Below are 24,537 nucleotides of genomic sequence, written 5' to 3' on the forward strand. Positions count from 1 at the left end.
TCGGGACGAACGGAGCCCACGCCGGAATCGGAGTTGCGAGGACAGCGAATCCGATCAGCAGCATGAAACCGACCGCTCCGGTCTCACCTGCTCAGATGCCACCCTGCAATGAAGTCTCGCAACCGTTGGACCACACGGCCGGGACGGCGCACTGCCGTACACAGCGCAATATCACGGACATAGCCGCGCCCCCGCAGCTCTACTTCGACCATCGAGTCCATCGGGCGCACCGCCCGAGGGATGAGCGCCACGCCCATCCCTCTTCCGACGAACTCGCGGATCGTGGAGAACTCCGTCACCTCGATCTTGACCTGCGGGACAAAGCCAGCGGAATCACACCATCGGTCAGTCAGCTCCCGCAGGTTGTACGTCGCAGGGGTGGAGATGAACTCCTCTTCTGCCAGCTGCGCCAAGGTGACCTCGGCCCGATCGGCGAGACGATGGTCGGCGGGTACCGCAGCGACGATTGGTTGGTTCGCGACGATTTCGTGTGGGACCTCCGCCGGTGGCGGAATGATGATCGCCAGATCGAGGGTGCCCTTCTGCAGATCGGCGACGAGCTCGGCGCCATGGGCCTGTTTGAGGTCGAGACGGATGCCCGGATGCTGACTTCTGAAGGCGGCCAGCAGGTCGGGCACCTCACCTTCGCCCATCGTCAGCGGAAATCCGAACCGGATCGTGCCGTGTTCGGGGTCGGCCGCCTCGGCGATATCGACCATCGCCGCGCCGATCTCGGTCAGGGGCGTGCGCACCGCGTCCACGAGATCCCATGCCGCCGTCGTCAGTCCGATCGCCCGGCCGCGCGGGACGGTCAGCGGCACACCGAGGTGGCTCTCGAGTGCGCGGATACGGCGGCTCATCGTGGACTGCGGTATGCCGAGAGCGGCGGCGGCCTCGGTCAGGTGACCATCCTGATCGGCCAGTTCGACGAGTTCCCGCAGAGCCGTCAGCGGCGCCGTTCGAGCATCGGATGATCGTTCCATATACGGATCATACAGTTCCAATAGTTCATTGGACGGATGATTCATTCGGGCGCATGGTGAGGACATGACTGCGAGCCCCCAGCACACCACCCAGCTTCCCGATGCCGATGTCGCCCTCATCGGCGCGGGCATCATGTCCGCGACACTGAGCTCGATGCTGACCCTGCTCGACCCTGATCTGCGGATCCTCATTCTGGAGCGAGCCGAGGACATCGCCGGAGAGAGCAGCGACCCATGGAACAATGCCGGCACAGGGCACTCGGGCTACTGCGAGCTCAACTACATGCCCGATCCCACCGACGGGACGAAGCCTGCAGAGATCGCCGGACAGTTCCATCTCACCCGGCAATGGTGGGCCCATCTCGTCCGACTCGGACTTCTCGACCCGTCGGAGTTCATCCATTCGGCTCCGCATATGAACCTCGTCTTCGGCGAAGCGGACGTGAGCTACCTGCGCCGACGCGTCGAGACCTTAAGCGCCGATCCGCTGTTATCCGAAATGGAGTACTCGGAGGATCCGGCCACGATTGCGCGGTGGGCGCCGCTGACGATGGAGGGGCGAGCCGACACTGATGAACCGCTGGCTGCCGCCCGTCATCCGCGAGGCACCGATGTCGACTTCGGGGCCCTGACCGAAGCCCTGCTGAGGATCGGGACCACCGAGGTGCGCAGCGGACACACTGTGACCGGGCTCAACCCGAGCACCTCGGGCTGGACGGTCAGTGGTTCGACTTCGACGGGGCCGTTTGCGGTGCACGCGAAGACCGTGTTCGTCGGGGCAGGCGGTTTCGCGCTCCGACTCCTGCAGAAAGCGCAGATCCCCGAAGTCCGCGGCTATGCGGTGCTTCCGGTCGGAGCCGCCTTCTACCGGTGCTCGACCCCAGCGGTCGCCGCCCGCCATGAGGCGAAGGTCTACGGACAGGCCGATGTGGGTGCCCCGCCGATGTCGGTGCCGCATCTGGACCGGCGAGTCGTCGACGGCAAGGAGCATCTGCTGTTCGGTCCGTATGCGACCTTCAGCACGAAGCTGCTCAGGCAGGGTCGCCTCTCGGACTTCTTCACAACCGTCAGGCCCGACAACCTGCATGTCATCGCGGCGGCCGGCCTGCAGAACCTCAGTCTCGTGTCATTCCTCATCAAGGAGCTCGCGGCAGGCCCATCGCGGAAGTTCGCACAGCTGCGGCGCTACTTTCCGCTCGCCCGACGCAATGAGTGGACGCTGCTGCCGGCCGGACAGAGAGCGCAGCTGGTCAAACCGGACCCGAAGAGGATCGGCGCCCTGCAGCAGGGCACCGAACTCGTCGTATCCGCCGACGGATCGGTCGCGGGCCTCCTCGGGGCGTCCCCCGGAGCTTCGACGGCGGTGCCGATCATGTTCGATCTGCTCGAGCAGGCCTTCCCTGCCCAGTGGCACGACGGCTGGAGGTCCCAGATCGCCGAGGCGGTCCCCGACCTCGATCGCAGCGACTGGACCGCCGAGGCGGTCGACCGCTCTCATTCCCAGACCGACGCAGTTCTCGGACTGTCCCAGGCCAGTTTCGGGTGATGCGCGCAGACTTCTGCCAAGCGCCCTCGGACCCCTCCGCCGATGTGGCCACCCGCGCATCAGATCAGACGCCTCATATCGCCGGTTGAGGCATTGGCGGAAATGCACAGCGGAAATCGCCCAGCTTTGTGGCAGGTTGAATTGCATGCGAGGCCTTTCGACCCTAATGTGACTGACAACACTTACTGTTAGGGAGATCACACATGAGGCGTCTGACCCGCAATTTCGTCGCAATCTGCTCCACCCTCGCATTGACCGCCGGGCTTGCCGCCTGCAGCAGCGGCTCCGACGAAGCCGGCGGTGCCGGCGACACGATCGTGGCCGAGACCGCCTTCAACCTCAAGACGATCGACCCGCACCGGCAATTCGAGTTCACCGGCTCGACGATCGACACCGCCATCTACCAGACGGCTCTCGAATTCGAGGACGGTGACCTCACGAAGCCGACAGATGGACTCTGCTCCTTCGAGATGTCCGACGACAGCAAGGAGATGACGCTCACCCTCAAAGATGAGGATGCGAAATTCTCCAATGGTGACCCCGTCACCGCCGACGACATCGTCTTCTCCTTCGAACGCCTCCAAGGAATCAAAGGCAACCCCTCGTTCTTCCTCGACGGGGTCACAGTGAAGAAGGTCGATGATCAAACGGTCAAGCTCACCAGTGAAGAACCCAATCCTGCACTGCCCTACATCCTCCCCAACTCCTCGATCGGGATCGTGAACTCGAAGGTGGTCAAGGAGAACGAGGGAACCACAGACGAAGAAGACGGGGCCGAACAGTTCCTCAACGAGAACTCTCAGGGATCGGGACCGTACAAGGTCGAGAAGTACGACGCCGACAGTCAGGTCGTGCTGACCGCGAACGAGCATTACAACGGCCCCGAACCGAAGTACAAACGAGTGGTTCTGCGGAATGTCTCGGCAGAGACTCAGCTGACAGATCTACAGTCGGGTCAGGCTCAGGTCGCCTACGACCTCAACTCTGATCAGGCGGGGCAGATCGACGAATCCATGGGCAAGATCTCCAGCCTGCCCTCGACCCGCAGCCTGTACATCTTCAACAACGCAGATGAGAAGATCGGCGGCCCCGCAGCTGATCCGAACTTCCGCAAAGCTGTGATGGCTGCGATCGACTACGACAAACTCATCGACCTCGCCGGTGAAGGATCGCAGCGCATGGCCAGCCTCGTGCCGAATGAGTTCGTCGGTGCCGTCGCCGAGGACGAAGCTCCTGAACGCGACCTCGCGAAGGCGAAGAAGCTGCTGCAGGAGGCCGGCTACGACGGGGAGAAGGTCCCCTTCCACTACTCGAGTGATCAGGCCGTCAACGGAGTCGACCTCGCGCAGCTGGCCGAGACCCTGCAGGCTCAGCTGAAGGAAGCCGACATCAACCTCGACCTCAAACCTGCTCCGAGCTCCACTCAGCTCGACGGCTTCCGCTCGGCCAAACAGCCGATGGGAATCGGGACCTGGGGTGCCGACTTCCCCGATCCGACGAACTACAACGTCTTCATCCCCGGCGGCAGCGTTGCCGAACGCGTGAACTGGAACGAAGACCCGAAGCTGAAGAAGCTGGCGGATGAAGCGGCTGAGGCGAAGGGCGATGCGCGCGATGCCGCCTACGCGAAGCTGTTCAAGGCGACCACCGACACCGCGGTGTGGATCCCGCTCGTCCAGCCGGTCGACACCGTCGCCGTCGGTTCGAGCATCACGAAGTTCGTGTCCAACGCCGACGTCTCGTTCGACTTCGCAAAGGCAGAGTGAGGATGGCGGAAGCCACCACGGCGCCACACGGTGGTGAAGTCGCAACCGCGTCGGATGAGACGGATGCGGCGCAGCGAATCAAACCGCCGAAGCTCCATCCGCTGCTCCGTTTCATCCTCGTCCGGATCGGGATCTCGATCATCCTGATCTGGGGCGTGACGGTCGTGACGTTCCTGCTCACCAACCTCGTGCCCACCGACCCGGTCGCCGCCATCCTCGGCGACCGGGCTGCGGCAGACCCCGAGATCGTCGCGCAGACTCGGGCGAAGCTCGGACTCGACCAACCACTCCTCGTCCAATACTTCACATACCTGGGCAATCTGCTCCAAGGAGACCTGGGCGTCTCCAACCAGACCCGCACACCCGTGCTCGCCTCGATCGGGCAGGTCTTCCCCGCCTCGATCGAACTCGGCATCGGAGCGATTCTCATCTCCGTGATCCTCGGCCTGCTGCTCGGTCTGCTCAGCGCTCTCAAACAGAACAGCCTCGTCGACCACGCGATCCGCACACTCAGCCTCATCGGCATCTCGGCACCCACGTTCTGGATCGCCACCGTCACCTATTTCGTGTTCTTCTTCAAACTGAGAGTCGTCCCCGGAGCCGGACGCCTCGATCCATGGATCACTCCTCCGCCGAAGGTGACCGGCCTCTACACCGTCGATTCCCTTCTGGCCGGTCAGCTGGCGACATTCACCAACGCGCTCGGCCACCTCGTTCTGCCCTCGTGCGTTCTCGCGCTCTTCACCATCGGGCTGCTCACGCGATTCAGTCGCTCCAGCGTCCTCGACATCATCAGACTCGACTACGTCACCGCTGCCAAGGCGAAGGGGCTGCCGGCACGAACCGTGGTCTTCAAATACATCTTCCGCGGTGCGCTGGTCCCGATCATCACCGTCGTCGGTCTGGCGTTCGGGTCCCTTCTCTCCGGTGCTGTGCTGACTGAGACCGTCTTCGCCTGGAACGGAATCGGCCAATATGCCTACCGCGGCGCGACCACACTGGACCTGCCCGTCATCATGGGCGTCGGACTCGTCATCGGCATCGTCTATATCCTCGTGAACTTCATCGTCGACCTGATCTACGGCTTCGTGGATCCGAGAGTGAGGGTGAGATGAGCATCGGCACCCCGAAGCATTCCGACAATGCCCCCACCAACACCGAGGCGGTATCGCGCGATCCTGTCGATCCGGGGCTGAAGAGGTGGCAGATCCGCTTCCCGAAGGCCCTGCGCACCCCACTGGGGTTCGTGGGCGCGGGCATCCTCGTGATCTGGCTGATCGTGGCGATCTTCGCACCGCTCCTTGCCCCGTTCGATCCTCTGGCCCAGAACTTCCCCCGGCTCTCGGCCCCAAGCAGTGAGAACCTGCTCGGCACCGACACCCTGGGCCGAGACGTGCTTTCCCGGATCCTCCTTGCCGCCCGAACCACTCTGCCCGCCGCGGTGTTCGTCGTCATCTGTTCGGCGCTGCTCGGCTCGGTCCTCGGCGCCATCGCCGGATACTTCGGTCGAGCCGTCGACGAGATCATCATGCGCATCGCCGATCTGGTGTTCGCCTTCCCCACAATCATCCTCGCCATGGTCATTGCGGCCGCACTCGGCCCGGGACTGAAGAATGCGATCATCGCGATCCTGCTCGTCTCGTGGCCGTCCTACGCTCGTGTCACCAGGTCGCTGGTGATGACCGCCCGCGGCAGCGAATACGTCATCGCCGGGCGCCTGCTCGGCTTCAGCGCGGGCAGGTCTCTGGCTCGCGAAATCGCCCCGAACGTCATCTCTCCTGTGGTCGTGCTCGCCACCCTCGATGTCGGTTCAGCGATTCTCACGATGGCGGGACTGTCATTCCTGTCTCTCGGTGCTGTTCCGCCGACGCCCGATTGGGGTGCCATGATCAGCGAAGGAGTCTCTCAGTTCGCGGCCTGGTGGATCGCGTTCTTCCCCGGGCTCTGCATCCTCACCATCGTCATGGCGTTCAATTTCATCGGCGACAGTCTGCGCGACAGTCTTGACCCGCATACCGCGCAGGAAGTTGGTGAGACGACGTCATGAGCATGATCAGCATCAGAGATCTCAATCTGTCAGTCACCACGAGCAAGCAGACTGCTCATATCCTCAAAGACGTCTCTTTCGAGCTCGAGGCAGGTCGCATCACCGGAGTCGCAGGAGCATCCGGCTCCGGCAAGACCCAGACCGGCCTGGCCATCTTGGGGCTCTCCCCCGCGGGCGCGGAGCTGAGCGGCAGCATCGGCTTCGACGGAGTCGAACTGGTGGGCATGCCCGCCAAGGAACACAACCGTCTGCGCGGAGTGCAGCTGTCCATGGTGTTTCAGGACCCGGCTTCAGCGTTCCACCCCATGCTCAGTGTCGGCGACCAGATCACTGACCACCTTCGCCACCACCAGAAGGTGTCGAAGAGAGAGGCCCTGACCAAAGCCATCAAGATCCTCGGTCGGACCAGAGTTCCCCACCCGGAGGAAGCGGTGAAGAAGTACCCGCATCAGTTCTCCGGCGGACAGCTGCAGCGCATCGCCTTCGCCTCAGCGATCATCTGCGACCCGAAGGTCCTCATCGCCGACGAACCGACCACCGCACTCGATGTCACCGTTCAGGCGGGCATCCTCCGCCTGCTGCGTGAACTCTGCGATGATCTCGACCTCGCTGTGCTGCTGGTCACCCACGACTTCGGCGTGCTCTCCTCAGTCGCGGACACCATCGTCGTCATGAAGAACGGGGTCGTCGTCGAGTCCGGGGAACGGGAAGCCGTGATCACTGCGCCGCAACACGAATACACACGGTCACTCATCGAATCGCTGCCAGGAGCGGAGGTCTGACCATGACATCGATTGACCAGGCTTCAACCGCCTCCGCCGACCAGACCCCCACCGCGGGCGCACCTCTGTTGTCGCTCGATTCCGTGGCGTGCGAATACAGACTCGACGGCGGCGGACGCTTCCGGGCGGTCGACGGCGTGTCTCTGCAATTGGGCCGGTCCGAAGTGCTCGGACTCGTCGGCGAATCCGGCTGCGGGAAGTCAACCTTGGCCAAACTCATCTGCGGTTTGGAGAGACCTGCCGGCGGCTCCATCACCTTCGATGGCAACCCGGTCAGGGCGCTGGGCTTGAAGAAACGGGCGCAGGAGCTGCTGGGAATCCAGATGGTCTTCCAGAACCCCTACGCATCGCTCAATCCGCGTCGACGCATCCGCGACCAGCTCGAAGACGCATTGGCCCTGAACCCAGACGGCTCCTGGACCGTCGACTCGCTGTTGGATGCCGTCGATCTGCCGTCGGACTCCGCGCATCGCTATTCGCATTCGTTCTCCGGCGGGCAGAGGCAGCGCATCGCGATTGCTCGCGCCCTGGCCGCGGGGCCGAAGGTGCTCGTCGGAGATGAGCCCATCGCCTCACTCGATGCGTTCCTCCAAGCACGGATCGCTCGCATGATGCGCGACCTCGCCATCGATTCCGGAGCTTCGATGATCTTCATCAGCCACGATCTCTCGGTTGTCCGCGATATCGCAGACAGGGTCGCGGTGATGGAAGCCGGTCGAATCGTCGAAGTCGCCCCGACCGACCAGATCTGGGATGACCCACAGCACCCGTATACGAAGAAGCTGCTGGCCGCGATTCCGAAGGTCGACGGCAAGGGAATCATCCCCGGCAGCAGCTGACCGGCTATACAGCGGCGCTTCGCCGCGCGGCATCGAAAGGACGCGTTGTCATGGTCACCTTGATACGTGGGGCGGAGATCTGCGCACCCGAACCGCTGGGCGTGTGCGACATCCTCGTTGAGGGTTCGCTCATCGCCCATATCGGCGAGGTGGACAGCAGCTCTGCTGCGAAGCTGCCGGATTCGGCGATCATCGATGCGACCGGGCTGACTGCTGTGCCGGGTTTCATCGATCCCCACGTCCACATCGTCGGAGGCGGAGGTGAGGGCGGGTATGCGACTCGCACACCCGAGATCGATGTCGCCGACATCATCAGCGCAGGAGTGACCACCGTCGTCGGCTGCCTCGGCACCGACTCCATCACCCGATCGCACCGGGGGCTCATCGCCAAGGCTCGGGGCCTCGCGGAAGAGGGCATCACGACGTTCGTCTATACCGGCAGCTACCAGCTGCCCGCGCGGACCGTCACCGGTTCCGTCGCCGACGACATCGTCCTCATCGACAAAGTGATCGGGGCCGGAGAGATCGCCATCTCCGAAAGACGATCGTTCCAACCGACGATCGAGGAACTCGCCGACATCGTCAGCCAGTGCCACGTCGGCGGGCTGCTCAGCGGCAAGGCCGGAGTCACTCACTTCCATGTCGGATCGCATTCGACTCGGCTGGCACCTCTTCATCGCCTCCTCGACGACTATCCGATTGCTCCGCCTGCCGTCTATGCCACCCACATCACCCGTGATGACGAGCTCATAGCCGAGGCTGTCGACCTGGCGGCCAAAGGGGCGTTCGTCGATATGACGGCAGGGCCTTCCACCGTGGATGCGGTGAGGAAGTTCGTCGATTTCGGCGGCAGTCTCGATCAGCTCACTCTGTCCTCGGACGCCAATGGAAGTCTGCCGAAGTTCGATGTGCATGGACGCCTGACGGAACTGAAGGTGGCAGACCAGTCGACGCTCTTCGATCAGGTGTGGGCGTGTGTCGACGACAGTGGCCTGTCCCTGTCTCAGGTCCTCTCATTCGTCACTGCCAACACTGCCGATGCCCTGAAGCTCACGGGCAAGGGACGCATCCGTGCCGGCTGTGATGCCGATCTTCTCTTCGTCGACGACGAGCAGAAGATCCAGTATGGATTCGCGTTAGGCCGCCCGACCATCAGCGACGGCGAACAGCTGATCAGAAGCACCTTCGATCAGACTCCGCTCTGAGCTGGTACTCCCTGCCTGCACGTGGTCGGTCTCGGCTCACCGGATTCAGTGTCGGATGATGCGTGCGGACCTCCGCTGTGCGTACTCGGCTGGGCTGAAGCCGGTGACGCGGACGAAGTCCGTGCTGAAGTGCGACTGGTCGAACCACCCGAAATGAGCGCCGAGGTCGGCCAGAGTCCCGTCCCAGCCGCGGTCGATCGCTCCGACGGCATCGATGACTCGTGCCCTGGCCAGGATCTTCTTCGCACCGACCCCGCAGAAGCCGCTGAACATCCGCTGCAGTGTGCGTTCGCTGATCTCTGCTCTCTCCGCGAGGATCTTCAGACTCACGACTTCGGGGTCGGCAAGAATGTCGAGGGCCCGCTTCAGTCGTTCGAACGCCGGGTTCATCTGCGGTCTCCAGGACAGCAGCCAGCTCTCCACCGCCGCAGCCAATTCGCTGAACTCCGGTGCTGCGTTCCTCTGCGACTGTGAGAACATGTCCGCCAGTCCGAGGTCGGCCTCCAATCTCGGAAACCACTGCTTCGCAGACACCGTCGAATCGCGGATGCTCAGCGGCCTCTGGTCGGAGAAGGCCAGTGTTGCGCCGGGCTGAAAATTCACGCCGAAGACTGCGCCACGACCGAAGATTCCCACATCGAAACGCCGTTCTGTCACTGGCCCGGTCACCCAGGCTCCGGGCCCAGCAACGTGGGCACGCCGGCTGTTGCCGAACTCGAAGGTGAGATTGATAGTCGGTTCGGAGACGGTCGCCGCCTGATAGCTCTCACCATCCGGCAGGTCCCATTCGACGGCCCAATATCGTTTGACGAAGGGACGCAGGCGCTCGGCGACGACACGCACGGACGAATACTGCGCGTGCTCGAGCATCTCCCCCGGCTTGAGCACACGTCCGAAGAAATGCTGCGGCATCTCTTCCCTCTGTGACGCATTTTTCCTAGTGGCGTCATCGTCCATGGCACAAGAATGTCAGACATGACTGACACACAGAAGACCGACATCGCCGACAGCACCAGCGCAGAGCCCGTCGCCACACTGGCGATGGTCACCCTCGACGCACTGAATGCCGCCGAGCTCGGAGAGTTCTACTCCTCCATCCTCGGCTGGCCGATCGCCTACTCGGACGAGAACTATGCAATGCTCACCGGACCGAGCCACGCTCTGGGCATCGGCACGGTCCCGGACCACCAGCGACCGAACTGGCCCGACGACGGACACAAGCAGTTCCACCTCGACCTCGCCGCCGATGACGTTCAGGCGGCGGCCGATCGCTGCGTCGAGCTCGGAGCCACCCGCGCCGATCCTCAGCCGGGCGACACCTGGGTCGTGCTCATCGACCCGGCCGGCCATCCGTTCTGCATCTCGGACGCGAAGAACTGGGGGTGAGCAGTCCTCAAGCTGTGTCCGGTCGGGCTCTCAGCTTCGGCCGCGCTTGTCCGCTCGCACGATGTAGTGAGACCCGTCCAAGCCGTCGACGAGGATCGTCGCCGAATGCTTCGCGTTCGCTCCCGTGACGATCCAGTTGGGCTTGAGCACACCGCGCAGACCGGCAACGGGAGTGATCTCGATGCCCATTCCGAGTTTGACCGTTCTCACGACCTTCGCGCGGGCCAAGGACCGTGCAGTCCGCTCGGCCTCGACACACGTCGGCATCCGTCCCGAGTGCTCGCTGAGCAGGCTCGACCACTCCTGTGGGGTCGCCGAGGCACCTCGCGGTGTGAAGCCGGCGATCACTCCCCGCCCGGACAACGCATTGACGAGCACATCCATGCGCTGCCCCGGACCGCCGGGAGCATGCCTGAAGAGTCCGCGTGTGCGCACGTCCAGGCACGCCCACCAGAACGGGTGGTGAACGTCTCTGACCTCGGCGACGGCACCTGGGAGTTTGCGCTGGAAGACGGCGAGCGCCTCGGCGGCGGTGACGTGCGGATTCATCCGCACCGGGTTGTCGACCTGCAGGTCTGAGCTGACCGGCTGCCCGGTTCCGATCTCAGCACTCATCTCATGCGTCCTTCGGGACTTGACCGGCCAGGGAATCGTTCTGACCGGTGAGCATGGAAGCGGGGATCGCGCCGATCTTGTCGGTCTCCTTCATCGCCTCGAGCACATGGGCAGGCACCGGGTGCGAGCGCTGGGTGGCCAGGGAGACGAGGATCAGGGCCACGGTCGAGAACACGATGCCCACGCCCATGGGATCGACTCCGGTGACATCGACGAGTCCGGTCAGCTCCCACACGACCGAGGACACGGTGCCGGCGATCATCGAGGCGATCGCGCCGGGCACATTCGCCTTCTTCCACCAGGCTGCGGCGATGTAGACGGGGACGAACGCGGCACCGAGCACGGTTGTGGAGAAGATGACGACCTCGGCGACGGCGGGCGGGTCGTTGACCGCGACGAAGTAGCCGATGATCGCCAGCACGAGCACCGTGAACCGAGAGACCCACACGGACTGCTTGTCGGACATGTCCCTCTTGAAGAAGCGTTGGAACAGATCCTGGCTGGCGATCGTACCGGACTGCAGCAGCAGAGCGTCGGCGGTGGACATGATCGCGGCCATGATTCCGGCCATGACGATGCCTACGGCGAAGTCCGGCAGCACCGTGTCGGCGACCTGGAAGACCGCGAGTTCGGGATTGTCCAGGGTCGGCAGCAGAATGAGCGCCATGATTCCGACGATGTACGGCGCGGGGATGAACAGCAGATTGAAGCCGGTGGCGTAGAGGCTGGCGCGCCTGGCCACCGAGGGACGCTTCATCGCCATATGGCTGACGTTGACATGCGGCCACCCCATATAGCCGATGGAGAACACGAGCACTGCGCCGACGATGACTCCCCATTGAACGGATTCGATGCCGTCCGGACCCCACATCGTCAGCAGGTTCGGATTGATCTGCCCGACCGCCTCATTGCCGGCCGTCCATCCGCCCACGGCCTGCAGACAGCCGATGAGGATCCACACCATGCCGATGAGCATGATGATCGCCTGCACGAAGTCCGTATAGGCTACGGCGAGATATCCGCCGAGGAAGGTGTAGAAGACGATGACGCCGACGGCGACGAGCAGCGCCCAGGCGTAGGGGATGCCGGTGACCATCTCGAGTCCGCGTCCGCCGGCGATGAACTGACTCATCACGTAGAAGAAGATACAGAACAGGGCGACCGGTGCGGCGATCGCGCGGATCCACTTCGACGGGTATCGGTGTTCGAGGTATTCGATCGAGGTCAGGGAGCCGAGGATCTGGGAGAGTTTGCGCATCCGCCGACCGAGGATGGACAGATTGAGCACACCGCCGCCGATGTCGCCCATCGCGTACCAGAGTGAGAAGTAGCCTTTCGTATAGGCCAGCGATCCCGCACCGAGGAACATATACCCGGACATCGACGACGACTGCAGGCGCAGGGCGGTGACCGCGGCGCCCAGGCTGCGCCCGCCCAACAGGTAGCCTTCGCTGCCCTTCGACCCGATCTTGAGCGTCCACAAGCCGATCCCGGCCATGGCGACGAAGTAGATGACGAGGAACCAGGTTTCGATGTTCATGCCGCTCCTCCGTTCCCCTTCACCGAGGCGGCCCCGCCGCCTCGTCCGTCAGCGTCGTTCGCCAGGGCTTGGTCCTCAGCCACGTCCTCGGCTTTCCATCCGCGGGAGAGGAAGACGAAGACGAGGGTGTAGATCACCCAGATCGCCGGGATGCCGAAGATGATGACGACCGTCGCCGTCGGGAGACCGAACACGTTGACCACCTCGTTGTGATGTGAGAGAAACAGCTTCTGTGAGTGAGATTACAACTTAACGCGAGAAGTCTGAGACTGCCGTGCCGGGTTCGCATGGTGGGAAGCGCTGGTCATAGTCGAGTCCGCTGCCACCTGGTGCGCGGCATCATTCGACGGTGAACTGACGTTCGTGGAGTCCCGTCGCGGCACTCGGAATAGCGGGCCTGCGCTCCGAGGTCTGCACGTTTCCGTCCAGGTCGATCGCGCGCACGCTGACGGTATGCGTGCCCGTGCTCAGTCCCGTGTGCTCGCATCGCCACTGCCGCCACGTATCGGCGGTGAGCTCCTCGCTCAGTTCAGCTTCAGCCCAGTCCCCGTTGTCGATGCGCACCTGCACTTTCTCGATGCCGGTGTGCTGCGCCCATGCCATACCTGCGGTGACGATCCGGTCGCTGCTCTTGGGCGTGACGGTGGCGCCGGGTCGGGGTACGTCGATGCGCGAGGCCGCCAGCACGGGCCCGTGCGTCGACCAGCCGCGGGTCGTCCAATACGCTTCCTTGTCCGCGAACGTCGTCACCTCGAGGTCGGTCACCCATTTCGTGGCCGAGACGTATCCGTAGAGTCCTGGGACGACCAAGCGTGCCGGGTATCCGTGGTCGCGTGGCAGAGCGTGGCCGTTCATGGCCACGGCCAGCAGGGCAGCCCGATCATCGGTGAGCACTTCCAGCGGGGTGGAAGCGGTGAATCCGTCATCCGAGCCCGACAGCACCATATCCGCACCGGCGGTCGGCTTTGCCCGCGACAGCAGTTCACGGATCGGATAGCCCAACCACTTCGCGTTGCCGACGAGGTCGCCGCCCACCTCGTTCGATACGCAGGCCAGGGTCACATAGTGCTCCTGAAGAGGGAGGTCGAGGAGTTCGGCCATGGTGATCGTGACTTCGTCCTCGACCAGACCGTGCACGCGCAGAGTCCACGTCTCCGCGTCGACCGAGGGTGGGAAGAGTGCGGTGTCGATGCGGTAGAAGTCGGAGGTCTCCGTGACCAGCGGGGTCAGCCCGGGCACGTCGAGTGCAGCGCCTGCGGGGATCTCCGGCGCCGAGGTGGCCGGCCGTGGGAGGACGAGTTTCGTCACCGTTCCTGCCGCACTGCGGGCCAGTGTCGCCGCGGACTGCCCGGCCGCGACGGCGGCGATGCCGACCGCGCTCAGTCCCGTGGCCAGTCCGAAGAAGGCCCTCCTGCCTGGCCCGGTGGGAGTGCTGCTCTGTCTGCGCGGGCCCTGGTCCGAAGAATCGTCAGCGGAGATGTCTGCAGACGGGGTGCCCGAACGAGCCGGGGCGTCGGCGAAGCGGAGGAGAACGGCGAAGACCACGGTACCTGCGGCGATACCGCCGAGACTCGGCACAGTCGCCAGGAGTTCGGCACCGGAGCTGAATCCGACGACGGCCGGCAGCAATCCGAAGCCGATGAGCAGGACGAGGGCGAGGCCGCGGCGGCGGACGCCGATCCAGCCGATGATCGCTCCGAGACCAGCGCCGCCTGCGACGATGGTGATGACGAGGGCGAGTTTGTCGTGCGTGCCGAAGACCGCGATTGCGGATTTGATGAGAACGGTGGGCAGCAGCGGGATGAGGGCTTGGCCGATGAGCAGTGCCGGAGCCGACGCCGCTGCCAGTGAGCGGGCGATGAGTTCGGCCGTGCCGAAGTAGATGAGGGTGGCGACGATCCCGGCGATCACGGAAGGCCACGTGCGTGGAGTGTTCACCATCATGCCCTCCCTGTCCCCCTCCCTGTCCTCGCCCTCACGCCAGGCTGCGACGCAGGCGCACGGCCGCCTCGGTGAGGGCGGAGATTCGGTTCTCGCGATCGGGCTCGGTCAGCGTCCGGGCCGAACGCAGGCCGTGTTCGAGGACCACGACGACCTGATCGGCGAGATTCTGGTCGCCGAGCTCCGGAACCGGTCGGGAGTCGGAGGCGATGGCGGAGAATTCGGTCAGGGCTTCGCGAATCGCTGCGCGTCTGGTCGGCGCCGGCGGTGCCGCCTCGTCGAGTTGGGCGGTGGTCAGGGAGATGATCCGGATGCGCAGACGGCGCACCTCCGTCTCGAGCTCCGCCGCTGCTGTGGTCATGGACTCATGATAGTCCTCGTCGATCGGAACAGCGGCGGAACTGAAGACGATGCTCAGGTGTCGGCCACCCAGACGGTCATGGTCTCCTGATAGGTGTCCAGGGCTTCCGGACCGTTGTCGCGGCCCCAGAATCCGGACTGTCGCAAACCGCCGAACGGGGTGGCTTCGGTGCCTTCGCTGTAGCCGTTGACGGCGAGGGTGCCCACGCGGATCCGACTCGCCCACCACCGCACTTGGGCGATGTCCTCGCACCACACGCTCGAGGCCAGCCCATAGGGTTCGCCGTTGATGAGTTCGACGGCGTCTTCGCGGCTGGTGCGTTGCAGCAGCTGGGTGACGGGGCCGAAGATCTCGCCGCGGCCGAGTTCGCTGTCGTCGGGCACGTTCTCGATGACGGTCGGCGGGTACCAGGTGCCGGTGTCGGGGACTTCTGCGCGTTGGTTGAGGATCCGTGCTCCCTGATCCACGGCTTCGTCGACCCAGGAGGTGATGCGACCGTGGGCGCGGGCGTTGATCACCGGCCCGATGTCAGTGTCGGCTTCGAACGGGTCGCCGACGGTGAGTGATTCGGTGGCGTTGATGAGGGCGGTGCGGAATTCGGCGAACCCATCGTCATCGTCTCCGACGAAGATCACGCGGGACGCGGCGGTGCAGTTCTGGCCGCTGGTGCCGAACGCGGCCCCGACGATGTCGGCGGCGATGGCGGGGAAGTCCGAAGCGTGTGCGGAGTCGACGATGTAGCCGGCGCGACCGCCGAGTTCGAGGGACACCTTCTTGAGGTTCGAACGCGCCGAGGATTCGAGGAAGGATCTGCCGACGGGTCCGGATCCTGTGAAGGTGAGCACATCGATGTCGTTGTGCAGTCCCATGGCTGCGCCGATTTCCTTGCCGGTGCCCGTGAGGACGTTGAGGATGCCGTCGGGGACTCCGGCTTCGGTGGCGAGCTTCGCGAGGTGGAGGGCGCTGAGCGTCGAGTCCTCAGAGGTCTTGACGACCATCGCATTGCCGGCGGCCAGGGCCGGGGCGATCTTCCAGCCGAGCATGGCCACGGGATAGTTCCACGGCAGGATGGCCCCGACCACTCCGCTGGGCACCTTCGTCACCCATCCCCAACCGTCCGGGTTGTGCAGATACCGCCCGTCGTCGCGGGAGATGAGGTCGGCGCTGAGTCTGAGGTTCGCAGCGACGTCGGGGACATCTTCGTCGACGCTGCCGAGGGCGACCTTTCCGGCTTCGATGCCATCGAGAAAGGCGATCTCCTCAGCGTCGCCTTCGACGAGGTCGGCGAGACGGCGCAGGACTCGGGCCCGCAGTTTCGCGTCTTCGGCCCAGTCGGCTTCGTTGAAGGCTGCGCGCGCGGTGGCCACGGTTTCGTCGAGCTGCTGCTGACTTGCCGCGGAGAGGCTGCCGATGACCGTTGCGTCGCTCGGTGAGATGAGTCCGATCTCGTCTCCGTCGCCGGTGACGGCTCGGCCGCCGATCCATTGTCCGAAGTTGCCGTCGATGATGGCTCGGAGTGCGGTTCGTCCGCGGTCGACGAGGGTGTTCTCGGCTGCTGTCGTGGTGCTCATGCTGTGTGTTTCCTCTCCAGTTCGGCGATTGCGTCGAGCAGCGTCGCCAGTGCTTCGGGGGCGGCAGTCGGCAGGGGTGGACGCACCGGTCCCTGTTCGCGGCCGGTTTGACCGAGTGCCTGTTTGATGAGTGAGATGAATGCGGAGTCGTCCTCGATGAGTCCGAGGGCTGGCCCCAGACTCCTCCACAGGTCGACGGCACCGGCCCAATCACCGCGGTCGGCCAGCTCCCACAGTCTCCGGCAGTGACCGGGCAGCAGCCACGCGGAGGCGGCGACCCATCCGCTGGCCCCCTGGACGAATCCTTCGAGAGCGATCCCGTCGGCACCGACGAAGATCTCGGTGTCTTCGCCGAGGCGGCTGCGCAGCTCCCGGACGCGGGTGGCCGCACCAGAGGTCTCTTTGACACTCCAGAGACGGCCGGTGTCCTGGAGGGAGGCGAGGTGGTCCGGGAGCAGGTCGGCGCCCGTGGAATGGGGATTGTTGTAGACCATGACCGGCAGCTCGGACGCGGTGAGGACCGGATGCAGGGCGGCGATGACAGCTTCGGGTTCGAGCCCGCCGTAGAAGGGCGGGGTGACCATGACGGCGTCGGCGCCCCAGTCGGCGGTCTTCGAGATCTGGGCCGACATCTCTGACGGTGTGTAGGCCATGCACCCGATGACCACGTGCGCGCGGCCGTCGACGGCGGAGACGATGGTCTTGATCTGCGCTTCCCGTTCTGCAGTGCGCAGCGCCAGCGCCTCTCCCGTGGCGCCGAGTCCCAGGAGACCGGTGACCCCTGAGGCGAGCACCTCGTCGATGCGACTGCTCAGGGCGTCGAGGTTCTGGTCTCCGTCCTCGGTATAGGGAGTCGTCGGAACGGCGAACACACCGCGCATCGGATTCGTCATCGAATCGTCCTCTCTGACAATGAGAATTGTGGTCCGCTCATCGACGATGAAGTCGGTCCTCCGACGCTGTTCGTCGGTATCTCAGACGATAGGCAGAAAAGTGATCACAAGCAATGGGGAGGGCGCAGTCGTCCGGATTTCCGTCGATCAAGTCGCAGCGCGGATGTCGATCTGTGCACCACGTGACATCCGCGCTTCGCCTTGATCCGCAGTCGGTGTCCCTCGCTGAGGTGGTCGGTGACCCTCGCCGAGGCGGTCGGTGACCCTCGCCGAGGCGGTCGATGACCCTCGCCGAGGCGGTCGATGTCCGGGGTACGGCCGCCTCGGCGAGGGGATTCTGCTCGTTTCGCCCCTGCGCGGACGACGAAGGCGCGGTCGGCGAAGGGCGTACACGACCGTGCGCGGATGCCGAAGACGACGAAGGGCGGATCCCCTCCGCGGGGATCCGCCCTTCGTTCAGTGCTCTGCCGCAGCGCACAGGCGTGGGGCGAGAGCAGCTCTCAGTCTCTGAAGTAGGAGATGAGGCGCAGGATCTCGATGTAGAGCCAGATGAGGGTGACCATGAGCGAGAATGCGCACATCCAGGAGTACTTCTCCGGAATCTTGTGCTTGACGCCCTCTTCGATCATCTGGAAGTCCATGATCAGAGTCATCGCGGCGAGCACGGTGGCGACGATGCCGATGATGACACCGAGCGGAATCCCCATGATGGAGAAATCGCTGCGGAGGCTGGTGCCGGTGAACATGGCGATGCCGAAGCTGAGCAGCGAGAAGATCGCGTAGCCGCCGATGGCGATCATCATGAACTTCATCATCTTCGAGCCGTAGCGCACGCCCTTGAACCTGAAGAGGGCGAGCATGACGCCGAAGACGCTGATCGTGGCGAGCACGGCCTGGAGGACGATGCCGGAGTACATGGACTCGAAGATCGCGGAGATGCCGCCGAGGAACACACCCTCGAACGCGGCATAGCTGATGATCAGGGCCTTGTTCGGTTCCTTCTTGAAGGCGTTGACCAGGCCGAGGACGAGGCCGATGAGCATCGCCGGGAGGGCGAGGATGGGCACGAGCCAACCGACGACGGCGCCGGCGAGGAGGATGGTGAAGAGCACACCGGTCTTCATCATCACATCGTCGTAGGTCATCGCACGGTCGGCGACCTGCGGTCCGGCGTTGCGGTTCTCCGCGGCCGGCTGGTTGAACAGGTTGTTGAGCTCCTGATCGGACATGACCGGCTGATTGCGTCCGGCCTGGGCGCCTTGGTTGATCGCCCGGTTCATCATGGGGTTACTCACGGTCGAGATCCTTTCGATCTGAGTAGGATGTGCACAGCCTAATCGCTGTGCAAGTGATCTTTCACGATCACAGTCTAACCGGACGGTCTGGACGGGAACTGAGGATTCCAGCCTGCGTCCCCCGACGTTGCATGATCGTGATCCTGTGGTGGACAACACGCTGCTCCGCACAAGAATTCCCGGCCGCCGAGAAGATCTCATGCCGAGTTCCGAGCACAGGTTTCTCGGCTTCCTGCACTGTCGGCTCAGCCCATGTGGTAGTCGGTGGCCGAGCCCGGTCCCCACGGGATACCCGTCGCCCACCAGATGAAGAACAGCAGACCCCAGAAGAGGAACATCGCAAATGACAGCGGGATCGTGAACGACAGGAGGGTGCCGATGCCGGCGTCCTTCCGGTACCGCTGGATGAACCCGAGCACGAGGACGAAGTACGGGCTCATCGGGGAGATGATATTCGTCGTTGAGTCGCCGATGCGGTAGAGCGCCTGTGTCGTCTCCGGTGAGATCGACAGCAGCATGAACATCGGCACGAGCACCGGTGCCATGAGCGTCCACAGGCCCGATCCCGAGGTGAGGAACATCGCGCCGAGCGCGGTGAGCAGCCAGCCTCCCAGGAGGATGACGAAGGTGCCCGTGTTGAGTGCGCCGAAGAATTCGGCTCCCTTGATCGCGAGGATCTCGCCGAGGTTGGACATCGTGAACAGCGCGAGGAACTGGCTGGCGGCGAAGAAGAGGACGATGACCGGCACGAACGGCAGAAGCCCTTTGGCCATCATCTCCGGAATGTCCGCGGTCGTCTTGATCGACCCGGTGGCGCAGCCGTAGACGATGCCGACGAGGAAGAAGCCGACGCCGATGATTCCGGCGATTCCTGCCATCAGTCCCGATTCGGGACCGAAGCCTCCCGCTTCGTCGCGAAGGAACGAATCGGCGGGCAGGGCGAGGAAGAACAGGATCGCCGCGCACCCGACGATGCCGAGCACTGCGAAGACCATTCCGCGCTTCTCTTTGGATTCGAGCTCCATCGTGACGTCGAAGTTCTCCGGATCGTTCTCGTCCTCGGGGTCGAGTTCGATCTGGTCGGCGCGCTTGGTCAGCAGCAGTTCGGTCACCAGAGTGACGGCTGCTGCGACGACGAACATGGAGACGAAGTTGAAGTAGAAGTTCGCGACCGGGCTGACGGTGTAGCTGTCATCGATGATGTGGGCGGCGGAGGTCGAGAGCCCGCCGAGGATCGTGTCGAGCGAATTGACCATGGGGGCTGCCGAGTATCCGCCCGAGGTCGCTGCGTAGGCGACGACGCAGCCGAGCATCGGGTTGCGGCCGACGGCTTTGAACGCGAGCCCACCGAGCGGGATCATGATCATGTACGAGGCGTCGGAGGCGATCGACGAGGCGGTGCCTGCCAGGGCGACGATGAAGGTGATCCACTTCGGGGAGGCTCCGGCGATGGTCCCGCGCAGCATTGCGGCGATGAGTCCGGACTGTTCGGCCACGGCGACGCCGAGGAGGACGATGATGACGAGTCCCAGCGGCGGGAAGGTGACGAAGTTGTTCGTGGCTCCCGCGACGATCTCACGCAGCGATTCGGTGGCGAAGAGGTTCGTCACCGTCACTTTCTCGTCCGTGGCCGGGTTGACGGCTTCAAGGCCGGTCGCCGAGAAGATCGCCGAGAGGATCATGACGATGACTGCCAAGGACAGGAACAGCCAGAATGGGTGCGGCAGCTTGTTGCCGACCTTTTCGATGACGACGAGGACGCGCATCAGCCAGTTCAGCTCGGGCCCGTCGCTTCTCTTCTCTGCAGCCGCGGGTGTGGTGCTCGACATCAGGTCTCCTCGGTCGGGGGTGGCGCTGGCCCGGGTGACGCCCATGTGAGTGCGATCACCTTAAGGAGCAAGTGTCATGGACAATCAGCGTTGTGTCACGGCAATCTCATATACCGGAAGCACCGAGGCGGCTCGCCGCATCCCAACCTCGCCGCGGCGGCGAACCGCTCCCTGCCGAGGCGGCGCATCCCTCCCCCGCCGAGGCGGCCGTGCACTTGCGCGGTCCGCTGAGGCCGTGAATGCGAAAGGGCGCCGATCGCAGTCTCCTGCGATCGGCGCCCTCGGCGACTGTCAGATCAGCGTTCGATGTCTCCGCGGATGAACGCTTCGACCGCCTCGTGGGCGGCGTCGTCGTCCTTCTGTTCCGGAGGTGACTTCATGAAGTACGAGGAGGCGGAGATCAGGGCTCCGCCGACTCCGCGGTCGAGGCCGATCTTCGCCGCACGCACGGCATCGATGATGACGCCGGCGGAGTTCGGCGAGTCCCACACCTCGAGTTTGTACTCCAGGGATACGGGGGCATCGCCGAAGTTGCGGCCCTCGAGGCGAACGAAGGCCCACTTGCGGTCGTCGAGCCATTCGACGTAGTCGCTGGGACCGATGTGGACGTCACGGTCGGACAGCTGGGCGGAGGTGTTCGAGGTCACGGCCTGAGTCTTCGAGATCTTCTTCGACTCGAGACGCTGACGCTCGAGCATGTTCTTGAAGTCCATGTTGCCGCCGACGTTGAGTTGGTAGGTCCTGTCGAGGACGACGCCGCGGTCTTCGAACAGCTTCGCCATCACACGGTGGGTGATGGTCGCTCCGATCTGGGACTTGATGTCGTCGCCGACGATCGGGACGCCGGCGGCACGGAACTTCTCGTCCCATTCCTTGGTGCCGGCGATGAACACGGGCAGGGCGTTGACGAAGGCGACCTTCGCATCGATGGCGGCCTGAGCATAGAACTCGACGGCCTGCTGCGAACCGACGGGCAGGTAGCACACGAGCACATCCGCCTCGGCGTCTTTGAGGGCCTTGACCACATCGACCGCGTCGCGATCGGATTCGACGATCGTGTCGCGGTAGTACTCGCCGAGTCCGTCGAGGGTGGGCCCGCGCAGGACCTCGATGCCGGTCGGCTCCACATCGGCGAGTTTGATTGTGTTGTTCTCGCTGGCGGTGATCGCCTCTGCGATGTCGACGCCGACCTTCTTGCCGTCGACGTCGAAGGCGGCAACGAAATCGATGTCACCGACGTGATAATCCCCGAACTCCACGTGCATGAGACCGGGCACCTTCGTCCCTGGGGACGCGTTCCGGTAGTACTCCACGCCTTGGATCAGGGACGAGGCGCAGTTGCCCAGTCCGGCAATCGCGACTCGAATCGATTTCGTTCCCACAATTCTCCTTTGTCTGTACGGGTTTCACCGAGCGGCGGGAGAAGTCCCACGCGGGCGGTTCGCCCTGTGGGGCTTCGCTTCGGCCCCAACTATCCATAATAATGTCCGCGTCAAAATGCCGGACACCGGCATCCGAACGTCGCTGCTGTCGTCTCAGCTGACGACCAGGGGTTCGAGGACCAGGTCGGGGTGATTCTTCTGCACACCCTGCAGCCGCCACCGGTCGGAGAACAGAGCCAGCAGCTCCCCGTCGGACCGGTGGAGCACCTCGACCGACCGTTCGCGGGCCAGGGTCGGCACGCATTCGGGGGTGGTGCGTCGGGCAAGGGAGAAGTTGAGTCGCTCGAGGGTGCAGGGGGCGTTGAATTCGTGGGTCATCCGGTCTTCGGCCACTTCGAACTGCATGGGTCCGACAGCGCCGAGCACCGGTGCCTGATCACCGCGCAGATCCGATCGCAGCACCTGGATGACACCTTCGTGGTCGAGCTGTTCGATGCCACGGCGGAACTGCTTGTACTTCGAGGAGTCTTTGGCGCGGATGACCATGAAGTGTTCGGGCGAGAACGTCGGAATGCCCGGGAACTCAACCTTCTTGTTCAGGTAGAGGGAGTCACCGACCCGCAGTGCGGAGGCGTTGACCAATCCGACGACATCGCCGGGGAACGCTTCGTCGACGACATCGCGGTCGCGGCCGAAGACCTGCTGAGCATACTTTGTGGCGAAGGGCTTGCCGGTGCTGGCATGAGTGAGCACGGCACCGCGTTCGAAGACTCCCGAGCAGACTCGGATATAGGCGAGTCGGTCCCGGTGGTTCGAGTCCATTCCGGCCTGCACCTTGAACACGAAGCCGGAGAACGGATCGTCGACGGGGCGGGGCTGATCGTCTCTGTCCAGTCGGGCCTCGGCGGCCGGGGCGAGGTCGACGAGGAGGTCGAGGAGTTTGTGGATGCCGAAGTTGAGCACGGCGGAGGCGAACATCACCGGCGTCGACTTCCCGGCGAGGAAGGTCTCCTGGTCATGGTTCTGGTCTTCCATCTCCAGCAGATCCGACTCATCGACAGCGGTCGTCCACGCATCGCCCTCGAGGTCGGCGGCCGCCTCGGCGGGGTAGGTGTCCTCACCGGCGATCGTGGCGCCGCCATCGGTGCGGGTGTACTTCGTGTACTCGCCGCTGGACCGATCGAGAACGCCGCGGAAGTCGCCGGACTGGCCGACCGGCCAGGTGATCGGGGTGGGCAGGAGTCCGGTGCGCTGCTGGACTTCGTCCATGAGTTCGAGCGCGTCGAGGCCGGGGCGGTCCCACTTGTTGACGACGGTGATGATCGGGATATTGCGGTGGGCACAGACCTCGAACAGCTTCATCGTCTGGGCCTCGAGGCCCTTGGCAGCGTCGATGAGCATGACGGCGCAGTCGACGGCGGAGAGCACGCGGTAGGTGTCTTCGGAGAAGTCGGCGTGGCCGGGAGTGTCGACGAGATTGAACACGGCGTCGCGGTATTCGAACTGCAGCGCAGCCGAGGAGATCGAAATCCCGCGGTCCTGTTCCATCTGCATCCAGTCGGAGACGGTGGCACGGCGGCCGGCTTTCCCGTGGGTAGCTCCTGCCTGTCCGATGGCGCGTGCGTGCAGGGCGAGCGCCTCGGTGGTCGTCGATTTGCCCGCGTCGGGGTGCGAGATGACAGCGAACGTGCGGCGGCGGGACGCCTCGTGTCGGATGTCCTTGTCGGAATACTGGCCAGAAGTCACCGCAATATCCTATCGTTCTTCGGCCTTGCCCGGCGTGTCCGTTCAGTCACAGTGGCCAGGGCCGCTGTTCCCGAACTAGCTGTGCGTCTGACTGACGGTCTGTGGCGGATCGCTCGTCCTCACGGCATTGCGTCCAGCGTCCTGTCGGAATCTGCCCATATGCTGGTGGCGATGTCTGAGGAATATGTCGATTACGCTGGCCGCTCGGAGCCGAAGGAACGTTGGCTCAAGGCCCTGCCGCTCATCATCGCTGGGGTTCTCGGCGTCCCGCTGCTCGCATTCGCGATCATGTTCTCGCTGCAGATCGCACAGATCACGAAGTATATCTTCGACATCGGCACCTCGGGCTGGGAAGCCTTCGCGATGGTGATGCTCAGCCTCTCCGGGGCCTTCTTCGTCATCGTCTGGATCGCCTTCCTCTTCATCGGCTCTCGTCGCCGCACGTGGAAATGGCGGATCTGGTGGGCGTCGGCTGCGTTCCTCGTCGCGGCCGCTCTGCCGCTGTGGGCGCTGGCCGACAAACTCATCCACCCCGGAGCCTGAGCGTCCTCCCGCACAATTCGCGGGATCCCTCACACTTCGCGGCGCCCCCTATATTCCGCAGCACTTCCCACACTTCGTGGCACTTCCCACCACTTCCCACACTTCGTGGCACTTCCCAGCACTTCCCACACGACGTGGCACCCTCTACATTCCGCACCACTTCCCACACTTCGTGGAGCATCCGCCACCTCTCGCGGCATTCCCTACCGCCGGTGACTTCTCCTACAGGCAGTGGCGCATCCGTCACCGGAAGCGCCGAAGCACCCC

The 24,537-nt window shown here is 64.1% G+C and carries 22 protein-coding genes; 9 read left to right on the forward strand and 13 right to left on the reverse strand.

Annotated features, from left to right (window positions below; all coding sequences use genetic code 11):
* Positions 1–83: 83 nt before the first annotated feature.
* Complete coding sequence (locus tag EB835_RS01960) at positions 84–983, reverse strand: LysR family transcriptional regulator (RefSeq protein WP_135807788.1); 900 nt, start codon at positions 981–983, stop codon at positions 84–86.
* Positions 984–1,047: 64 nt separating this feature from the next.
* Here EB835_RS01960 and EB835_RS01965 point away from each other — a divergent pair, with 64 nt between their 5' ends.
* The 7 genes from EB835_RS01965 to iadA all read left to right on the forward strand — a co-directional run bounded on the left by EB835_RS01965 (position 1,048) and on the right by iadA (position 9,168).
* Positions 1,048–2,529: a malate:quinone oxidoreductase gene (locus EB835_RS01965; RefSeq protein WP_135807789.1), complete on the forward strand. Its 1,482-nt coding sequence runs from the start codon at positions 1,048–1,050 to the stop codon at positions 2,527–2,529.
* A 203-nt stretch (positions 2,530–2,732) separates the two neighbouring features.
* Positions 2,733–4,295, forward strand: coding sequence for an ABC transporter substrate-binding protein (locus tag EB835_RS01970; protein WP_135807790.1), 1,563 nt, complete (start codon positions 2,733–2,735; stop codon positions 4,293–4,295).
* 2 nt (positions 4,296–4,297) lie between these two features.
* Positions 4,298–5,410, forward strand: a complete 1,113-nt coding sequence (locus EB835_RS01975; RefSeq protein ID WP_240688494.1) for an ABC transporter permease — start codon at positions 4,298–4,300, stop codon at positions 5,408–5,410.
* Positions 5,407–6,342 (forward strand): ABC transporter permease, encoded by a 936-nt coding sequence (locus EB835_RS01980; protein WP_135807791.1) that lies wholly within the window; start codon positions 5,407–5,409, stop codon positions 6,340–6,342. Before EB835_RS01975 ends, EB835_RS01980 begins: the two co-directional genes overlap by 4 nt.
* Positions 6,339–7,124, forward strand: coding sequence for an ABC transporter ATP-binding protein (locus EB835_RS01985; RefSeq protein WP_135807792.1), 786 nt, complete (start codon positions 6,339–6,341; stop codon positions 7,122–7,124). Before EB835_RS01980 ends, EB835_RS01985 begins: the two co-directional genes overlap by 4 nt.
* Positions 7,125–7,126: 2 nt before the next feature.
* Positions 7,127–7,963, forward strand: coding sequence for an ABC transporter ATP-binding protein (locus tag EB835_RS01990; protein WP_135807793.1), 837 nt, complete (start codon positions 7,127–7,129; stop codon positions 7,961–7,963).
* 50 nt (positions 7,964–8,013) lie between these two features.
* Positions 8,014–9,168, forward strand: a complete 1,155-nt coding sequence (iadA, locus tag EB835_RS01995) for a beta-aspartyl-peptidase (protein ID WP_135807794.1) — start codon at positions 8,014–8,016, stop codon at positions 9,166–9,168.
* A gap of 45 nt (positions 9,169–9,213) precedes the next feature.
* Here iadA and EB835_RS02000 read toward each other — a convergent pair whose 3' ends face one another.
* A complete protein-coding gene (locus tag EB835_RS02000) occupies positions 9,214–10,080 on the reverse strand; it encodes a DUF6597 domain-containing transcriptional factor (RefSeq protein ID WP_240688495.1) in 867 nt (288 codons plus the stop codon).
* 63 nt (positions 10,081–10,143) lie between these two features.
* On the opposite strand from EB835_RS02000, the gene EB835_RS02005 reads away from it, so the two are divergent.
* Positions 10,144–10,554, forward strand: coding sequence for a VOC family protein (locus EB835_RS02005; protein WP_240688496.1), 411 nt, complete (start codon positions 10,144–10,146; stop codon positions 10,552–10,554).
* Positions 10,555–10,584: 30 nt separating this feature from the next.
* Here EB835_RS02005 and EB835_RS02010 read toward each other — a convergent pair whose 3' ends face one another.
* From EB835_RS02010 to EB835_RS02055, 11 genes are all read right to left on the reverse strand, one after another.
* Positions 10,585–11,169: a hypothetical protein gene (locus tag EB835_RS02010; protein WP_135807797.1), complete on the reverse strand. Its 585-nt coding sequence runs from the start codon at positions 11,167–11,169 to the stop codon at positions 10,585–10,587.
* A gap of 1 nt (position 11,170) precedes the next feature.
* Positions 11,171–12,709 (reverse strand): sodium/proline symporter, encoded by a 1,539-nt coding sequence (locus EB835_RS02015; RefSeq protein ID WP_135807798.1) that lies wholly within the window; start codon positions 12,707–12,709, stop codon positions 11,171–11,173.
* The gene (locus EB835_RS20210) at positions 12,706–12,903 is read right to left on the reverse strand and encodes a hypothetical protein (protein WP_168216579.1); all 198 of its coding nucleotides are present in this window, start codon (positions 12,901–12,903) and stop codon (positions 12,706–12,708) included. Before EB835_RS20210 ends, EB835_RS02015 begins: the two co-directional genes overlap by 4 nt.
* 145 nt (positions 12,904–13,048) lie before the next feature.
* Positions 13,049–14,653, reverse strand: a complete 1,605-nt coding sequence (locus EB835_RS02020; RefSeq protein WP_240688497.1) for a molybdopterin-dependent oxidoreductase — start codon at positions 14,651–14,653, stop codon at positions 13,049–13,051.
* Positions 14,654–14,684: 31 nt separating this feature from the next.
* Complete coding sequence (locus EB835_RS02025; protein ID WP_135807799.1) at positions 14,685–15,011, reverse strand: hypothetical protein; 327 nt, start codon at positions 15,009–15,011, stop codon at positions 14,685–14,687.
* 53 nt (positions 15,012–15,064) lie between these two features.
* The gene (locus EB835_RS02030; RefSeq protein ID WP_135807800.1) at positions 15,065–16,582 is read right to left on the reverse strand and encodes an aldehyde dehydrogenase family protein; all 1,518 of its coding nucleotides are present in this window, start codon (positions 16,580–16,582) and stop codon (positions 15,065–15,067) included.
* A complete protein-coding gene (locus tag EB835_RS02035) occupies positions 16,579–17,475 on the reverse strand; it encodes a dihydrodipicolinate synthase family protein (protein WP_135807801.1) in 897 nt (298 codons plus the stop codon). Before EB835_RS02035 ends, EB835_RS02030 begins: the two co-directional genes overlap by 4 nt.
* 500 nt (positions 17,476–17,975) lie before the next feature.
* Entirely contained in the window at positions 17,976–18,758 is a 783-nt protein-coding gene (locus EB835_RS02040) for a Bax inhibitor-1/YccA family protein (RefSeq protein WP_135807877.1), read from the reverse strand.
* A gap of 257 nt (positions 18,759–19,015) precedes the next feature.
* Positions 19,016–20,599 carry an AbgT family transporter gene (locus EB835_RS02045; RefSeq protein ID WP_135807802.1) on the reverse strand — a complete coding sequence of 528 codons (1,584 nt, stop codon included), beginning with the start codon at positions 20,597–20,599 and terminating at the stop codon, positions 19,016–19,018.
* Between the two features lie 296 nt (positions 20,600–20,895).
* Positions 20,896–21,981 (reverse strand): inositol-3-phosphate synthase, encoded by a 1,086-nt coding sequence (locus EB835_RS02050; RefSeq protein ID WP_135807803.1) that lies wholly within the window; start codon positions 21,979–21,981, stop codon positions 20,896–20,898.
* A 153-nt stretch (positions 21,982–22,134) separates the two neighbouring features.
* A complete protein-coding gene (locus EB835_RS02055; protein ID WP_135807804.1) occupies positions 22,135–23,727 on the reverse strand; it encodes a peptide chain release factor 3 in 1,593 nt (530 codons plus the stop codon).
* Positions 23,728–23,898: 171 nt separating this feature from the next.
* Between EB835_RS02055 and EB835_RS02060 the strand changes: the two genes are divergently transcribed.
* Positions 23,899–24,270 (forward strand): hypothetical protein, encoded by a 372-nt coding sequence (locus tag EB835_RS02060; protein WP_135807805.1) that lies wholly within the window; start codon positions 23,899–23,901, stop codon positions 24,268–24,270.
* Positions 24,271–24,537 lie beyond the last annotated feature (267 nt).

The sequence above is a fragment of the Brevibacterium sp. S22 genome (assembly GCF_004745485.1).
GTDB lineage: Bacteria > Actinomycetota > Actinomycetes > Actinomycetales > Brevibacteriaceae > Brevibacterium.

What these genes read in the sequence shown, in the direction of transcription:
- EB835_RS01980 (WP_135807791.1), top strand. Translation starts at nt 5,407, where the DNA reads ATGAGCATCGGCACCCCGAAGCATTCCGACAATGCCCCCACCAACACC.
- EB835_RS02005 (WP_240688496.1), top strand. Translation starts at nt 10,144, where the DNA reads ATGACTGACACACAGAAGACCGACATCGCCGACAGCACCAGCGCAGAG.
- EB835_RS02060 (WP_135807805.1), top strand. Translation starts at nt 23,899, where the DNA reads ATGTCTGAGGAATATGTCGATTACGCTGGCCGCTCGGAGCCGAAGGAA.
- iadA (WP_135807794.1), top strand. Translation starts at nt 8,014, where the DNA reads ATGGTCACCTTGATACGTGGGGCGGAGATCTGCGCACCCGAACCGCTG.
- EB835_RS02025 (WP_135807799.1), bottom strand. Translation starts at nt 15,011, where the DNA reads ATGACCACAGCAGCGGCGGAGCTCGAGACGGAGGTGCGCCGTCTGCGC.
- EB835_RS01960 (WP_135807788.1), bottom strand. Translation starts at nt 983, where the DNA reads ATGGAACGATCATCCGATGCTCGAACGGCGCCGCTGACGGCTCTGCGG.
- EB835_RS02030 (WP_135807800.1), bottom strand. Translation starts at nt 16,582, where the DNA reads ATGAGCACCACGACAGCAGCCGAGAACACCCTCGTCGACCGCGGACGA.
- EB835_RS01985 (WP_135807792.1), top strand. Translation starts at nt 6,339, where the DNA reads ATGAGCATGATCAGCATCAGAGATCTCAATCTGTCAGTCACCACGAGC.
- EB835_RS02045 (WP_135807802.1), bottom strand. Translation starts at nt 20,599, where the DNA reads ATGTCGAGCACCACACCCGCGGCTGCAGAGAAGAGAAGCGACGGGCCC.
- EB835_RS01965 (WP_135807789.1), top strand. Translation starts at nt 1,048, where the DNA reads ATGACTGCGAGCCCCCAGCACACCACCCAGCTTCCCGATGCCGATGTC.
- EB835_RS02015 (WP_135807798.1), bottom strand. Translation starts at nt 12,709, where the DNA reads ATGAACATCGAAACCTGGTTCCTCGTCATCTACTTCGTCGCCATGGCC.
- EB835_RS02010 (WP_135807797.1), bottom strand. Translation starts at nt 11,169, where the DNA reads ATGAGTGCTGAGATCGGAACCGGGCAGCCGGTCAGCTCAGACCTGCAG.
- EB835_RS02040 (WP_135807877.1), bottom strand. Translation starts at nt 18,758, where the DNA reads ATGATGAACCGGGCGATCAACCAAGGCGCCCAGGCCGGACGCAATCAG.
- EB835_RS01970 (WP_135807790.1), top strand. Translation starts at nt 2,733, where the DNA reads ATGAGGCGTCTGACCCGCAATTTCGTCGCAATCTGCTCCACCCTCGCA.
- EB835_RS01990 (WP_135807793.1), top strand. Translation starts at nt 7,127, where the DNA reads ATGACATCGATTGACCAGGCTTCAACCGCCTCCGCCGACCAGACCCCC.
- EB835_RS02035 (WP_135807801.1), bottom strand. Translation starts at nt 17,475, where the DNA reads ATGACGAATCCGATGCGCGGTGTGTTCGCCGTTCCGACGACTCCCTAT.
- EB835_RS01975 (WP_240688494.1), top strand. Translation starts at nt 4,298, where the DNA reads ATGGCGGAAGCCACCACGGCGCCACACGGTGGTGAAGTCGCAACCGCG.
- EB835_RS02020 (WP_240688497.1), bottom strand. Translation starts at nt 14,653, where the DNA reads ATGATGGTGAACACTCCACGCACGTGGCCTTCCGTGATCGCCGGGATC.
- EB835_RS02000 (WP_240688495.1), bottom strand. Translation starts at nt 10,080, where the DNA reads ATGCCGCAGCATTTCTTCGGACGTGTGCTCAAGCCGGGGGAGATGCTC.